Here is a 15,021-nt window from a genome sequence, read left to right as displayed (position 1 = left end):
CTTCCTTCCAAATATCTACAACTGTCCAAATATCTACAACTCATATACTAATTGGTGTCGAGCAGAGGACTTGTTGACAGCCAGGGAATCTGCGAGACTGGAAACACCAGTGGGAGAGCCATCGTTACAACATGCGGCCTCGACTGTCTCTCGTAGAGAGTGACCGCCTCCTACAGACGGCTCCCCGCCTGCCAGAGCGAGAAAGGTCGATTGGGCTTGGTGCAGCAGCGCGTTCTCCCGTGAGAAGCGCCGGACTGCCGATCCAACGTGAGTTCACGGTTGCTCTGCGTGGGAGGGTATCCCACTAGCCAACAAGGAACACGAACGGGACAGGGACTGGTCGAGAAGAAAGCAGGTGTGTGATGGCCGACCCAGCAACTTCGGTCGTGCTTGACCCGTCATCTTTTTCGTATGTTGTCGGGATTGATCTGGGCAGTGAAGCTTGCTGCTTTACCGTTCTCACTCCCCAGAAGCAGGTGGTTATCAAACCGCGTGGCTTCGCCAATGCGGCCTCAGGGTTTCATCAACTCCAGGCCCAGCTCGCCCGTTTGGAGAGAGATCCATCGCGCATCGTGGTTGGCCTGGAGGCGACCTCGCGGTATGGGGAGAATCTCTTTCACTTTCTCCAGCAGCAGGGGTATCACCTCTGCTTGTTACATCCTCGACAAACGCATGAATTCGCCAAACAACGTGGCTTGCGCGCCAAGACCGATCGTTTGGACGCGGCCACCATTGCGCGCGTCTTGCTCAGCGGAGAGGCGCGAGTAGGGTATGTTCCCACGCAACATATTGCCAGTTATCGCGAATTGGTCCGCTTGCATACCCGACTGAGCGATGAGATCGCTCGTGACAAGAACGAGATCCAGGGGCTGCTGGTGGTCCTCTTTCCCGAGTTCACCCAGGTCTTTGCCGATCCCTGCCGCATGACTGCTACTGCGGTGCTCCAGGCGTATCCCAGCGCAAGAACAATCCGCGCCGCAGGAGTGGATGCCATTGCGGCTATCTTGCATGCAACGGCTCCCCACAACTATGGGCGTGAGACGGCGCAACGGTTAGTGGATGTAGCCCACCAGTCGGTGAGCAGTGGGCTTGCAGTGGAGGCGCGCGAACTGAGCCTGCAAATTTGGTGCGAGCAACTCCGTTCCACTCAGGTCCATCTGGAGCAAATTGATGCCCAGATTGAACGGTTGCTTTCCGATGATCCAGAAGCCAAGCGGCTCCAAGCGATCCCTGAATTTGGGCAACAGACGGTGGCCGTCTTGCTCGCCGAATTGGGAGAGGTCGCCCGTTTTCAGCGCTTGGACCAGGTGGTCGCCTATGCGGGCATGGATATCGAAATCAAACAGAGCGGGAAATGGCAGGGCAAAGCCAAACTGTCTAAGCGAGGCAGCGGATTGGTTCGGCGCATGCTCTATATGGCTGCCATGCGTTGCACCTGGCTCCCAGGTTCGGCCTTTGGCAGCTACTATCATCGGCTCCTGGCGCGAGGTGTGGGGGAAATGACTGCCCTGATGGCTGTTATGCGCAAAATGCTGCTCGTTGCGGCTTCTTTGCTCCGGACGGGAGAGGAGTATGATCCCACCAGGGTGGCACCAGGACCAGCGGGCTAACCCCAACTGTATAAATTGTTGGGGTTAGCCCGCTGGCCCCACCCCCCACAAGGCTCCATTCAGGCGCTTCAGAGATCTTCAAGCGCTAGCAGCGAATTGTTGTCTCCCCAATTGGATGGGGTTTCTTCAAACCGATCCACAGGGGTCTTGACAATTTCTATGGCTTCTGTAGGACTAGTACTCAACGGGCAATTATATCAATTCACCATTGGGCAAAGGGAGGAACACATGGAAGAACGAGACGAACGAGACGCGCCAAAGGTCGGTGAATGTTCCTTTATCGGTAGGCAGGCCGTGGGCAGGAAACCCGCCCACACGGAATCGAAGGAAGACAAGGGAACCGGGTTGGAATCGACACCACGCCTCCAACTCCTCATGCCAGACCTTCAGTTGCTCCGCCTCGATCACGCGCCAGCCCTGCTTGCGTTCGAGCGGGAGAATCGGGCGTACTTCGCGGCGTCGATACCGGATCGGGGGGACGAGTTCTTCGCCGAGTTCGACACGCGGCTTGCGCAACTGCTCGAGTGGCAGGCAGCCGGGACGGATTACTTCCACCTGCTGGTGGCCGAGCGCGGCGAGGTGGTGGGGCGGGTGAACCTGGTTGAAGTGGCAGATGGGTCGGCGGAACTCGGGTACCGGATCGCGCGGAAGGCCGCGGGGCTGGGACTGGCCACAGCGGCGGTGCGCAAGGTGCGTGAGCTCGCCGTCACAGAGTACGGACTCACTAGGTTGCGCGCGAGAGTCACGCTGGACAATCCGGCCTCGCGCAAGGTGCTTGAACACAACGGATTCGTCGCCGTCGATGAGCTAACGCTCAACGGCAAGCCAGCCATGTCCTACATCTGCGAACTTCGGTGACGCAATGCACTCGTGTAAATCCCAACACTATTCTGGGGTATTAGGCCCGCGCAAGAAATTTACAACGTTAGCGGCTCGTGCACCTTATCGGCAGCGATTGTTCACCAGAGAAAACCGCCAAATGAGCATCTTATCGGCAGCGTAGAGGCGATTTTGGCGGTGAACGTTGCCGATAAGGGTCATTCTCAGCACCCTTCCGTCCTCTCAGGAAATGGAGAGAGGAGCTCAGATACAGATACTCCTGGTTGGACCGTATCACGGCGAGGCGAAGTGCAACCCTCCATTTGGGGCCACCTTTCCACCGAATGAAGCGGGGTCTGACCCGTTCACCTATCTCCTTTACAGCCATTTGAAGCCGCGCCACACGACGATGAGGGAAGCAACGATCCAGGCGAGGAGGATGAGCACGCTGGTCTGGACAGCAGCCCAGCCAGCACCATTGTTGATGATTTGGCGCAGGGCATCGTTGAGATAGTAGAGCGGCAAGACGTGGATCAGCGGCTGTATAAAAGACGGGGAATTGCCGACGTCAAAGTAGGATCCTCCGAGGAACATCATTGGGAAGCTGATGAGCAGTGTGATCGATTGAGCGGCTTCGGGCCGACGGATAAAGCTGGCGATAGCAAAACCGAGGGCCAACATGGTGAGCGCACCGAGCGTAACGACAAGCAGTAGCAAGCCCAGGTTACCATAGATGTGGACATTGAAGATCCACGCTGCCAGAGCCATGAGGATGATCCCCTGCACGACGGAGAGCAGCAGGCGGGCCGTTACCTGGCCGCTGATCATGGTCAACGGCTTGAGGGGCGTGGCCGCAAGACGGCGAGTAATACCGAAGTCGCGCCAGCGCACCAGATCGGAGCCAACGGAGAGGTTGGCCCACATCATCAGCATACCGAGGATACCGGGGGTGAGAATGTCGATGGGGCGCAGGTCGTGGGCCGCCACACCCTGCTCGTCCAGGGTAACAGGGCCTGGCTTACCAGCGGCAGCCCGATTGACGCTATCGACGATAGCCTGCACGGTCAGGCGTGTAGCGGCGGCAGAGATGGGATTGCTCTGGTCGTAGTAGACCTGCATATGGGCGAGGCCCTTGATTACCTGGGAACCGAAGCCGGCAGGCATGACGATGATGGCATCGCGATGACCGTTGAGAAGAGCCTGTTGCTCGTCGTTAAAATTGCCCATAGTGATGCTGAGCGCGGCGGATTTCTGGAGCTGGCTGGTGATCTGCTGGGAAATGGCCGAATGGTCTTCATCAACCACGCCAATGGTCGTGGTCGTGCTCTGATTGCTGCCGAAGAGCGCTCCAAAGATGAGGATAGAGAGAACGGCGAGGCCGAGGCTGGTGATTATCAGGGTCCTCTGGCGCATGAGCATGCGCAAGTTGGTACGGATAAGGGTAATAAGCATATTCATTGTCTTTTCGCTTTCTCGTGCCGCCATAGGCAGCGTACTTGTCCTTTTACTCGGGGCGTAATTGACGGCCAGTGAGTTCAAGGAAGACATCTTCGAGCGTAGGAGTGCTGACCTGGAGTTCGGTCAGGGTGATGCCGCGCTGATTGGCGTACTGGAGCAGCGCCTCCAGTGTTGGCTGCATTTCGGCAGTGAAGATGACAAAGTGCTCAGCGCTCTGGCGAATTTTGGTGACAGCGGGCAGCGTTTCCAGGTCAGCCGCGACTGTGTGGCTGTTGAGTTTGCAATCGATCGTGGCCTGAGCGCCAAGACGATCAATGAGATGAGCCGCAGTATCCAGGGCAATGATCTCGCCATTGTCCATAATCGCAATACGATCGCAGAGGATCTGGGCTTCATCCATAAAATGGGTGGTAAGCATGATGGTTGTGCCCTGCTCTTTGAGGGCCAGCACGATATCCCAGAGCATGCGGCGACTCTGCGGGTCCAGAGAGGCAGTTGGTTCGTCCAAGAAAAGAATCTGAGGATCATTGACAAGAGCCAGAGCCAGAGCCAGACGCTGGCGCTGACCACCGGAGAGATCTTGCGGGCGGGCTTTGGCTTTTTCCTCCAAATGGACTTCGCTCAAGAGCTGGCGCGGGTCGCGACCAGTAGGGTAGAGCGAGCGGAAGAAGGTGAGCGTTTCCAGCAGCGTGAGTTCTGGGAAAAGCGTCGTGGCTTGCAACTGTACGCCGATGAGGCGCTGGACAGCGTTCTTGCGATGGCGAATGTCAAGGCCCGCGAGAATGGCGGTACCAGAGTCGGGTTTGCGAATGCCCTCGATCATTTCCAAGGTAGTCGTTTTGCCTGCACCATTGGGACCAAGAAGACCAAAGATCTCGCCGTGCGGCACCTGGAAGGAGACTCCATTGACGGCGGTGCGCTGGCGATAGCGTTTCACCAGCTCGCGGGCTTCGAGCATAACGCCAGAGGCTGAGGCTTGCAGCACTGAGCTGGCGGTTTGTGTCATTTCAGACATAGTAGTTCTTCCTTTGTTGTTTTCTTTTTTCGTCGGCAGAAACATCTTTCTGTCTGCTGATCATTAGGATAGTCGATGCAAAGAGGATCGCGCATGTGCAGCCGGTCACGAAGAAAGAGCTATTGTGGAGAGTCCACGGGATGACCGGAGTCATAGGCGAACGTCAGCTGCAACCATGACTCTGGTCACTGGCAAGGAGACAGACAAGTAGGGTATAATCAGCAAAAACACGCGCATCTGACGAACGCGAGAGGATAGTAGCATGGAATTCAAGCAAGGTCAGAGAAAATTGCAAGCAAGGCGAGTACCTACATGGTTCCTTCATTTCTCTCTCTCCCTCCTCGCCTGCGTGGGCTATCTCTTCAGTCTCTTTGAGACGGCGCATACGACGCTAGCCAGCTTTCTTCTGCTCACCGTGACGTACGGAGCCTGGCTGGTAATCTTCCATCTGGGGAAACTGTCCGATGGGAATCCGCGCCGCTCCTGGTTGCTTGTGCTCTTCTGCCTGGCCTGCGTCTCTCCGCTTCTTTCCTTGCTGGGCCCCAGATCTGACTGGCTCTGGTTGCTGCCAGTTCTCACCACTACCTTAATGGCGGCACTCAGACCGAGGGTCCTTGGTCTGAGTGCCGCGTTTGTCCTCTGGCTGAGTTCAAGCCTCGTGTCCACGCTCATAGAGCAGCATGGAGATGTGAGCAGCCAGGTGACACTTTTGCTCACGTTCATCTTCGCCTTCGGATTCGCCTCTACGATACGCGAACTGGCGCTGGCCCACGTGCGTATGCAGCAGCTTATCAGAGAGCTGGAAGGTTCGAACACCGAGTTAGAGGCAGCCCACACACAACTCTTGGAGTATATAACCCAGGTCGAGGATCTCTCGGCAGTGCGCGAGCGCAACCGTATCGCGCGCGAGATCCACGATACACTCGGGCACTCGCTCACGTTGCTCGCCGTGCAGCTTGAAACAGCAACACAGTTGGAGGTGCGTGGCGATGCCGGTCTGCACGAAGAGCTAGTAGAGGCGCGGCGCGTGGCGAAAGCATGCCTGACAGACGTGCGTCACTCGGTTGAGGCACTCCGTCCCGATGCAGCAACCGCAGGCCCGTTCGAGGAGGTGCTCCGGCAGTTGGTCGCCGAATTTGACATGACCTGCCGCGAGATCGAAGTGACGCTCGATCTGGAAGAGGTCACGCACGCTCTGAGTCAGGAACTGCGTATGGCGCTGTACCGCTGCTCGCAGGAGGCGCTAACGAATATTCGCAAGCATGCGCGCGCGACAAAGGTGTTGCTGCGCCTCTCGACGAGCGATGAGCAGGTGGAACTGACCGTGCTTGACAACGGCCAGGGCTCCACATCTCAGGACGACAACGACGCGCCGGGCTTCGGCCTGCTCGGCATGCGTGAGCGAGTCGCGCTCCTGGACGGTACGCTCAAGGCCGGTCCCGAGCCCGGACACGGCTGGCGTGTTGAAGCGGTGATCCCATTAGAGAAACGGGGATCAGCAGAAGTCGCCGCCAAAAGATCAGGAGAAACGAGGGATGGAGCATAGCCATGGCAAAATGTATCCATGTGTTGATTGTTGACGACCAGCGCCTGCTGCGCGAGGGCTTTCGTAAGCTGATTGAGATGGAGCCGGATTTTGAGGCCGTGGGCATGGCCGGTGACGGTGAGGAGGCACTGGCGGTCGCCGAACGCCTCCATGCTGAGCGGACCGCGCCCGATGTGGTGCTCATGGATGTACGCATGCCGCGTATGGATGGCATCGCCGCTACTAGGGCCTTCAAAGAGCGCTGGCCCGAGAGCCGCATCGTCATCTTGACCACCTTCGACGATAGTGAGCTGATCCACGCTGGTCTGCAAGCGGGAGCGCTCGGGTATGTGCTCAAAGATATCACCGCCGAGCAGCTCGCCACTAGCATTCGTGCAGCGGCGCAGGGCCAAGTACTCCTGCATCCAGATATCGCGAGCAAAGTCATCGCCTCCCTCTCATCTGTTCCCACCGAGACAGCAGTGACCCCTGCCACGCCCCCGTCCATCGGCGGAAGCGACCTGGCGCAGTTGACCGAGCGCGAACGTGAGATCCTGGCTCTGCTCGCACACGGTGCTTCCAATCGTGAGATCAGCGAGGCACTCTACATTACAGGTGGCACGGTGAAGAACCATCTCAGCAACATCCTGGGCAAACTGGGGGTGCGTGACCGCACCCAGGCAGCACTGAAAGCGAGAGAACTCGGCTGGATGTAAAAATTGAATATGATACGTTATCTCTTTTTCGTCAACTTTGCGCTGCCAAGCCAATATAAAAAAAAGTCCAAGTTTCAGGAGCACTTTGGGGCTTAACGTTGTAAATTTCGTCGGCGGGCCTAATAGGCCATTCTGGCCGCTTTTCCAATAATTGTCCTGGTAGGTAAGCTCCCCTGAACAACTTGTTCACCAGGATAATTATGGGATTTTCGCCAGAATAATGTTGGGATTTACACCTGTAAAACACGTATCAGGTTGCAGTTGACAACTGAAAATCATCCTATATAATTGCTGTTATTCTCGACACGCAGCCAGAGCGAGACTTGCAGCGTCTTCTCTGCAGGCTCATCGCTCTTCTCCCCCTCGCTCGCCTCAGCCGCCTGCTTTTTCTCTCGGTGCCGTCTCACTCGCTCACGAGTCTTCGCGCGCCTGGCTCCGTCCTGGCACTCATCACTGCAATAGCGTGGGGGAGCTCCAGGATAGCGCCATTGTGTTTTCTCCTGGCCACACTGCGCGCAGGTGAATGTCACCTGGCGCGGGTGTATCTCTCGCTGATACGCGACGCGGGGATGCGGCGCAGCCTTCGCTGTCTTGTCGCCATAGATGTCTATGAGCTTGCTGTCGTGGCGATCTACGCCCATTGCTTCTTACCATCCTCTCCGTGTAACGCTCACTTACAAGATAGCGTTACCTCTTGCCAGTATACCAGCGTGGGAAGTGCAACGCTTACTAGCAAGTTTGCGTTACGTCTCCAAGCAATAAAAAAGCGCCTTCCAGGGCGCAAGGAAAGCGCTATTGTGCGTTTCATTGCCTCTGTATACTACAAGGCAGTTCTATCAATTGATATATCTGGTACTAACAATGCCCAAGAGCATGCCAGGTCCGTGGGCCAACGATTCCATCTGGATCAAGGCCATAATAATCTTGAAAGTCAAATACGGCCTGCTGTGTGAGTACACCAAATTGTCCATCTACAGCTAGAAGAAATGGATTACCATTGCTATATTCATGAACCCAGGTCCTAAAGCCCGTGCTAGAAGTATTGTGCCAATAATTTAGTGACTGCTGCGCTAGCTTCACAGCCCAGGAAGGATTGTTACTGTTATGCCAATAGATCACCGGTAATGGGCAGGTGTAGGAAGGCGACATGGTTGTATTTGATACAACATGCCCTGTAAACCCTGCTGGCGTGGTATGAGGATTCATGTCTAGTGTCGCGGCATGCGCTGAAGGTGCAGTGATCCTAGCCCTACCTCTTTCTATGCTCATTGGCTGATAATAGAATATAATCTCTTCGCCAGGCACCAATGTGATCTCAGAGGGATCAGCGAGGAGCAGCGCCTCCTCTTCGACTTTCATTGATGCTGGCCCGGTCGCAATGCCTTTTGCGCCATTCTTTACCTTATCCAGCCAATAGCCATCGAATACCCATTCTCGACGGATGACACTGTGATGCCCTGTCATTGATATTCCTCCTTTCGGGCAATAAAAAAACGCCAGCCTCCCGGAAGAGACCAGCGTTTTCACGATTCCTACCAACGACTGTTCCATTCTATGATCGAGGTGCTACTTCGTCAGTGTAACCAAATTCTTCGTTAAAATTGTGGGCTGCATGGCGGAATATGGTAAGTGCATAGTGCGATACATAAAAAGGATCATCGCCGATAAGCGATTTGACGATTTCCTCTATCATTTTGAATCCTGACAGAAGTGCATCACTCCTGCTTACGCCAAAGGCATGCAAAGTAATCATTTTCTCAACTACCTTACTAGAAACTTCATCAAGTGACTTTCCATGTTTATTTTGGAGACCTAACGCAAATATGGATAATTCGAACTTTTCCTGATCTTCGTTCATCTTCTTAGCTACCTTTCTGAGCTAGAAGCTCCTTTGCCGCCTTGATGGGGTCACGACATATTTTCCCCCTCTAGATTCCGCTAAGAAGGGACTAGCACACGTCAGGTGGCACCAGGGGCAGATATACAGGAGCGCCGCTGGGAATTACGGCTAAACCCATTTGGCTGCAATGTCTAATGATGCTCATATATCTGCGCGTTTTCTTCCTGCTCCCTTGCAGTTGGTGACATCTTTGTGCGACACTCTGTTTCAAAAGCATTAGGGAAGAGCCTTTCAAGCCATTTTTCACAAACATTGCCGGGGCAGAGAGTATGACTTTTGTATATAATACGAGTTATAGGCCCTTGAGTATTAACGGACCGGAATACCACGTTAAGCGCTTAGCGTGGTATTCCGGTCCGTTAATACTCAAGGCGTATACCATCGGCGTTAACAGCGTGAAGTTCTGCCACGAATTGCTTCACAAAGCATTACCAATGGCAGCGTAAAATCACAACTGGGATCAGCAGATCAAACACGGAGTGGGTCAGGAGAACGCCCACTCCGTGCTTGGTACAGAAAAGGGGTGTTCAGCGACGAGTCCTCATGACTGCTCCCAAGTCGTGATGAACTGTGTGTGCCCTGAAGCACTGCGGCGGACGTGCGGCTTGTCCATTACTACCCATTTACTGGAGGAGCACCAGCCGCTGTCCCGGGTGGATCATCCGAGGATCGCTACCAATGATGCTCCGGTTGTTCTGATAGAGGCGTTGCCACTGCTGGCCCGATCCGTAAAAGCGGGCGGCGATCACCCATAAACTGTCTTTGGGCCCCACCACATAGGTACCGGATCTGGATCGTGTTGCTCTGTTTCCATGAGTAGACGCAAGGGTCGAGGTACTGCTCAGAGAGGACTGAGTGACACTTCTGCCTCTCGCGATGCTATGAGCGACTGGACGGGATACCGATCCTTTCTTCCCACTGGCCGCGTGGACGGCTGGACGGGATACCGATCCTTTCTTCCCACTGGCCGCATGGACGGCTGGACGGGATACCGATCCTTTCTTCCCACTGGCCGCATGGACGGCTGGACGGGATACCGGTCCTTTCTTCCCACTGGCCGCATGGACGGCTGGACGGGATACCGATCCTTTCTTCCCACTGGCCGCGTGGACGGCTGGACTGGCAACCGCGAGCAGGAGCAGTGCCATCACCAACGTTATCCCTGCTAAAGACCATTTCCACATATGCATCCTCCATTGCTGATTTGAAGCAAGAGACGTATCAGCACCTCTTGCTCATGAAAATGAGAGCTGTTCAGAACAATCAAAGCAAGATGCTCAACACTTCCTCTCCTCACGCGAGTATTTACGATGCGATGCTATGGCCAGCGCCGTTTCGATCTGGCTGTGTGAAAGCTGATCGGGCTGATAGTGCAAATGCACCGTTTTCGTCGACAGATCAATACGCACATTACACCCACCAGCGAGCGATTGATGCGATTGCTGGGCGTTGCTCACAGAGCCCTCACAGGTTATGTCAGGGATCGAAAGAACCAGTTTTTTCCTACATTCCTATTCTCCTTTGCGTGGCTTGTTCAATCCTTTGTTACATGTTCAGTATGCTCATTCCCGGGAGAGAACATGTATACCGAAATTCTAGCATAACCTAACATAAAACACAAATAATGATATTTAATGCTATTTATGTTTAGCTCATCGCGATACCGCAAATTGGCCCTTGAGTATTAACGGACCGGAATACCACGCTAAGCATTTAGCGTGGTATTCCGGTCCGTTAATACTCAAGGGCCAAAACGGTGAACTGAAAAGATTTGCCATCCACTGGTTTTTGGCCCAGCGCTACGTAAGATACGGTATTGTTTGTCAAGGAAGAATGGCTGAGCTTAAGAGGCAAAAAAATGCTGGGGTGTGGGGAGAAAAAAGCTCTTCTACTGAGGCGTAAAATGATCAGGCTACATTCCGTTGTCTTGGCACATACTGCGGATCAAAGTCCTCCTTGTTTTTCATGCAAGCCCAAGCTACGTGCAGAAGCTTACGTGCAGCAGCACAACGAGCGACCTTCATCGGTTTGCCAGCAGCTCGCAATCGATCATAAAATGCTTTGATGACGGGGTTGTATTGAGCGGCACTCAAGGTTGCCAGATACACAGCTGTACGAAGTGCAGCATTTCCCGTATGCCCAATGCTTGCTCGCCCGTGCACGCTCGTTCCCGATTGGAAGGGATGAGGAGCCAACCCGGCATACGCTGTCAGTTCCTCCACAGTCTCACAGATGGTGAAGTTAAGCGTGGTCACTACGAGCCAAGCCGCAGTGATCGGACCAATCCCAGTAATCGTTTGGAGTCGGGTGACAGAGGCGGCCCAGGTCGCGTCTAGCGCCAGAACTGCATCCAGTTCAGCCTCCACCTCGCTGATCTGCTTGGCCAGCGACTCGATCAAGTGCTCCATACGCCTGCGAACGGAGGCAATCACCGTGGGGCAATGGGTGAGGGCATGCAGTTGATTGCGAATCCGTTGACGCATTCCGATGAGATTCTCTCGTTCGAGAAGCCGCTGATAGAGTTCTGCGAACATTGTCGGAGGAGGATTCCACACTGCTGGTTGCAACAAAGCGGCTAGCTGAGTGAGCGTTTGTGCATCAATGGCATCGGTCTTTGCCCGCTTGAGGAGCGCTTTAGCGCGCATGGTGGGCTTGAGCCGGGTTGATCACGCTCACCTGGAAGCCGGCTTGTGTGAGGCTCAGAGCCAAGTTCATCCAGTAGGAGCCTGTCGCTTCCATCACCACCAAGATGGTACGCGCGGCATGGCCAGTCGAGAGCAACCGCTGCTGGAGAGAACGGAAGCCCTGCGGGGTCTGCTCAATCGTCATGGCACGAGAGGGCTTCCGACCAGAAGTCATCCAAGCCACTGAGGCAGAAGCTTTCGCGATGTCCACTCCGACGAAGAGGTTGTACGATGCTGCTTGAGAGGCCATCATAGCCTCCTTTCTAGGGGGGCAAAATGGAGAACACCGTGTTGTCTCGGAACCAGGGCCAGGTTTGTCTAAGCTCGTCATACGTGGTCAAAGCCACAGGATACGGTACAAACTTGAACCAGCCCAGGATGATGGGGGACTCTCTTACGTTCGCGGTCATGCCGCTGCTGTCACCTCGTCCTCACCATCATCTTGGAACCGATGCTCCTAGTATACGAGCTGACATGAAGGGCAGGGTAACGGTTACTCTATGCAAAAGCAGTATTATTGCTCATCTCTTGCTCCCGATTATGATGGAGCTGGTAATAAGCGCCAATAGTGAGCCAAAATCAGCGCGAAACGTGGGAATTCAGCGCCAATCATGAGCAGCGCAGCCATTGTTAGCCTAAGAACCCACTCCACAAGCGAACGTTTGCGCACCGTTTTTGTAAATTCGGCTGTGTAGTCGTGCCGCTTTTACTCGTTGTGTCTGACATTGCAACATGAAAACATGGGCCGAAGGTTCGGACAGATCGGAGCGCATTGTCATTTATCAGATAAAATTGACAGTTTCTCAGAAAACATGCCACGCTACCAAGCTTGTTTAGAGGATGAGCTTTCTCACATAATTTGGCGCAGCGTCATTTTTGTTCTTTCGTTGCTCTCCACTGCTCTCATTTCTGGGATTCTCTGATAGTTGATCAAAGCATAACCATCTATTGCAATGATTATCCTTCTCACTTTAACCTACGCCTGTTTACCAAACAGCGGACTAGGCGGGAGGATGCACTACGAGCATCCTATGCACCTCTCTCTACTGAGAGATGCTCACTCGTGAGATGATTCCAGGAACATCTCTGGGGGATCCCAGAAGCTCAACTGGACGGGAGGCCCGGCATCCTGGATCCTCTGCTGATTCTGCTGTTTCCACGCTTCATGCCGCGTCATGAGGAGCGCCTTGACCTCCGAGGTCGAGCGACATGCCGCCAGTTTCCGATCCCCCCAGCGTCCCGCGAGCGTCTGTGCGGCTTTGCGGTCGGCCTGGTCTGCGTAACCACAGACCAGGCACTTGAAGGTTTTCTGGTTCGGCCGATTAGCGCGATCGACATAATGGCAGCGGGGGCATTCCTGAGAGGAATAGGCGGCTCGGACCGTGTGGGCTGCCATGCCCTGTTTGGCGGCGGCCCAGGCCAGCTGCTCTGGGATATGCCCCAGGTGAGAAGCATACAGATAACTGTTCATCACCCTTGCTTTGAAGCGCATCGAGGCCACATTGAGGTCCTCATAAATGAGTCTGGCATCTCGATGATCTTTGACCAACGCATTGACCGCCCGGTTGATCTCTTGCTTGACGTGACGGCTCAAGCGTTGCGACGTTTCAGAACTTGTCGAAGGAAGCTTGCCCTTTGGGACGCCTTTCTTTTCCAGGCAGGCTCGCAGTTTCGCCTTGCGGCGACGCTTTTCCCGATCGTGCTTGTGCTGTCGGGCCATCTTGCCATGAAAACTGCCATACGCTTTATTGGTGGAGGTCGTGAGGAAATGGGCAATGCCCACATCGACGCCTACTGTAGGGGCGTCAGGCTTGGTTTGAAGAGGAACGTCCTCGTCAAAGGAGAGCGTCAGCCACCAGACTCCATTGCGCTTGTGAAGTGTTGTGGATGCATTGAGCGTGCGGCCTTCGAGTGCTCGTTTGTGATAGGAGGCGAGTTTGACTGGGACTCGAAGCGGATTCCCGACATCTAAGGTGGACACGCGCAGCCAGTAGTCGAACGTGGAGTCCTCCGACTTCTCGAGCACCACCACGTTGACATTGGCTTGGATGACTGGCACACGCAGCACAGGGAGATCCCATTCGGTCCAGGTCGGTTCGCGGCGTTTGAAGGCGGACATCCGGCCTTCCGCCTGAGCCTGAGCGTAATCAGCCACATCTTCCAGGTACGCCTGATAGGCGTTCGCTCGATTGGTGCGAACGCTTTTGGCAATGCCTGCGGCTTGCTGTATTGCCACTCGATGCAAGCGGTCGGAAAGATCGGTTTTGAAGACGGTTTCTTGGTACTTGTCCGGGCTTGTCTCGGCCTCGCAAAACAGGGTGGTGTACTGTTGGCACAGCGGCAAGTAAACCGCCACAAGCTGATCGAGCGCCTCAAGTTTGCCAGGATTGGCCTCAATGAGACGGATATGGGTCACCGCTCGAGTGATGGTCTGCTTCGTCTTCTTTTTGCGCTTGCGCTTTTTTTTCTCATCAAGCGAGGCTTTTTGGGGCTTCTTGCTCACAGGCGGGTCCATTCTGCTGCAAAGCCGCTAGCACTTGTTCCGTCTTGCGTTTGGCTTGTCTGCGACCATAAAGACGAGCGCAAAACGAGGTAATGATGCTGATAAAATCGCCCATGAGATCATCTTCGGCGGTATCAGCGGTGTTGACGATGACCAGTTTCCGTCCTTGCATAGCCAACAAGGTCTGAATATAGGCCACGCCAAAGCGAGAAGCGCGATCTTTGTGTTCAACCACGATCTGCCCGATTTTGGGATCTGCCAGCAGCGCCAGAAACTTGGGCCGCTGATCGTTGATGCCACTGCCGCACTCTTTGACGACTTTGCTGACCGACCAGCCTTGGGCATTGCACCAGGTCACCAGTCGCTCGGCTTGCCTTTCCAGGTTGTCTTTGTTTTCGCTGCTTGAAACACGAGCATACACAGCGACGGCGTGGACCGGAACCGAGCGAAGCTCTGGCGGATCAATGATCACGGTGCCGGTGGGCAATTGATAGCCGGGAATCTGGCCGCGTTTCCACATACGCCAGGCGCTGTTATAACTGATCCCAATCTTCTTGGCATAACTCGATAACTTCATACATCCAAGTATACTCTATCTGCTTGAGATATGCAAGAGATGATGATACTTTGTGATGGTTACTTATACAAAATGGATACTCATGGGAGTTCTCTGACTCTATCAAACTGGCCCTTCTGGTTGATTGGAACTAGCATCGCCCTGATTTTAGGCTATCAGTGTATTCTACGATGCATTATTCGTCCCTGGCAACTAGCACGGCGATGTCGCTATA

General features: G+C 54.5%; 15 protein-coding genes. 4 read left to right on the top strand and 11 right to left on the bottom strand.

Features of this window, described 5'->3' with window-relative positions; translation table 11 throughout:
* The first annotated feature begins 362 nt into the window (after window positions 1–362).
* Complete coding sequence (locus KRAC_RS43475) at window positions 363–1,610, top strand: IS110 family RNA-guided transposase (protein WP_007918337.1); 1,248 nt, start codon at window positions 363–365, stop codon at window positions 1,608–1,610.
* Between the two features lie 375 nt (window positions 1,611–1,985).
* Window positions 1,986–2,468 carry a GNAT family N-acetyltransferase gene (locus tag KRAC_RS43470; protein WP_040447722.1) on the top strand — a complete coding sequence of 161 codons (483 nt, stop codon included), beginning with the start codon at window positions 1,986–1,988 and terminating at the stop codon, window positions 2,466–2,468.
* 339 nt (window positions 2,469–2,807) lie between these two features.
* Here the strand turns inward: KRAC_RS43470 and KRAC_RS43465 are convergent, their stop codons facing one another.
* Together KRAC_RS43465 and KRAC_RS43460 are read right to left on the bottom strand one after the other, a co-directional pair.
* The gene (locus KRAC_RS43465) at window positions 2,808–3,881 is read right to left on the bottom strand and encodes an ABC transporter permease (protein ID WP_211221427.1); all 1,074 of its coding nucleotides are present in this window, start codon (window positions 3,879–3,881) and stop codon (window positions 2,808–2,810) included.
* 52 nt (window positions 3,882–3,933) lie between these two features.
* The gene (locus KRAC_RS43460) at window positions 3,934–4,902 is read right to left on the bottom strand and encodes an ABC transporter ATP-binding protein (RefSeq protein ID WP_007918325.1); all 969 of its coding nucleotides are present in this window, start codon (window positions 4,900–4,902) and stop codon (window positions 3,934–3,936) included.
* Window positions 4,903–5,164: 262 nt separating this feature from the next.
* On the opposite strand from KRAC_RS43460, the gene KRAC_RS63710 reads away from it, so the two are divergent.
* The gene (locus tag KRAC_RS63710) at window positions 5,165–6,448 is read left to right on the top strand and encodes a sensor histidine kinase (protein ID WP_007918324.1); all 1,284 of its coding nucleotides are present in this window, start codon (window positions 5,165–5,167) and stop codon (window positions 6,446–6,448) included.
* 2 nt (window positions 6,449–6,450) lie between these two features.
* Window positions 6,451–7,143: a response regulator gene (locus KRAC_RS43450; protein WP_007918321.1), complete on the top strand. Its 693-nt coding sequence runs from the start codon at window positions 6,451–6,453 to the stop codon at window positions 7,141–7,143.
* 275 nt (window positions 7,144–7,418) lie between these two features.
* On the opposite strand, the gene KRAC_RS43445 is transcribed toward KRAC_RS43450, so the two are convergent.
* The 9 genes from KRAC_RS43445 to KRAC_RS43410 form a co-directional block, all read right to left on the bottom strand.
* Window positions 7,419–7,784, bottom strand: a complete 366-nt coding sequence (locus KRAC_RS43445) for a hypothetical protein (RefSeq protein WP_007918318.1) — start codon at window positions 7,782–7,784, stop codon at window positions 7,419–7,421.
* 214 nt (window positions 7,785–7,998) lie between these two features.
* A complete protein-coding gene (locus KRAC_RS43440) occupies window positions 7,999–8,607 on the bottom strand; it encodes a peptidoglycan-binding domain-containing protein (RefSeq protein WP_007918316.1) in 609 nt (202 codons plus the stop codon).
* An 88-nt stretch (window positions 8,608–8,695) separates the two neighbouring features.
* On the bottom strand, window positions 8,696–9,001 hold the full coding sequence (locus tag KRAC_RS43435) for a hypothetical protein (RefSeq protein WP_007918314.1): 306 nt from the start codon (window positions 8,999–9,001) through the stop codon (window positions 8,696–8,698).
* A gap of 665 nt (window positions 9,002–9,666) precedes the next feature.
* Window positions 9,667–10,227, bottom strand: coding sequence for a LysM peptidoglycan-binding domain-containing protein (locus KRAC_RS67635; RefSeq protein ID WP_007918312.1), 561 nt, complete (start codon window positions 10,225–10,227; stop codon window positions 9,667–9,669).
* Window positions 10,228–10,320: 93 nt separating this feature from the next.
* A complete protein-coding gene (locus tag KRAC_RS67630; protein ID WP_338010159.1) occupies window positions 10,321–10,527 on the bottom strand; it encodes a heavy-metal-associated domain-containing protein in 207 nt (68 codons plus the stop codon).
* 423 nt (window positions 10,528–10,950) lie between these two features.
* Window positions 10,951–11,688, bottom strand: coding sequence for a transposase (locus KRAC_RS67625; RefSeq protein ID WP_075164545.1), 738 nt, complete (start codon window positions 11,686–11,688; stop codon window positions 10,951–10,953).
* Window positions 11,678–11,980: an IS110 family transposase gene (locus KRAC_RS43420; protein ID WP_157507857.1), complete on the bottom strand. Its 303-nt coding sequence runs from the start codon at window positions 11,978–11,980 to the stop codon at window positions 11,678–11,680. Before KRAC_RS43420 ends, KRAC_RS67625 begins: the two co-directional genes overlap by 11 nt.
* A gap of 804 nt (window positions 11,981–12,784) precedes the next feature.
* The gene (locus KRAC_RS43415) at window positions 12,785–14,230 is read right to left on the bottom strand and encodes an RNA-guided endonuclease InsQ/TnpB family protein (RefSeq protein ID WP_040447102.1); all 1,446 of its coding nucleotides are present in this window, start codon (window positions 14,228–14,230) and stop codon (window positions 12,785–12,787) included.
* Window positions 14,199–14,807, bottom strand: a complete 609-nt coding sequence (locus KRAC_RS43410; protein ID WP_007918304.1) for an IS607 family transposase — start codon at window positions 14,805–14,807, stop codon at window positions 14,199–14,201. The genes KRAC_RS43415 and KRAC_RS43410 overlap by 32 nt, the downstream gene beginning before the upstream one ends.
* Between the last annotated feature and the right edge of the window lie 214 nt (window positions 14,808–15,021).

The sequence above is a fragment of the Ktedonobacter racemifer DSM 44963 genome, from assembly GCF_000178855.1.
Taxonomy (GTDB): Bacteria; Chloroflexota; Ktedonobacteria; order Ktedonobacterales; family Ktedonobacteraceae; genus Ktedonobacter; species Ktedonobacter racemifer.
The sequence above is the reverse complement of the archived record's forward strand: the minus strand, read 5'-3'. Positions and strand labels throughout refer to the sequence as shown.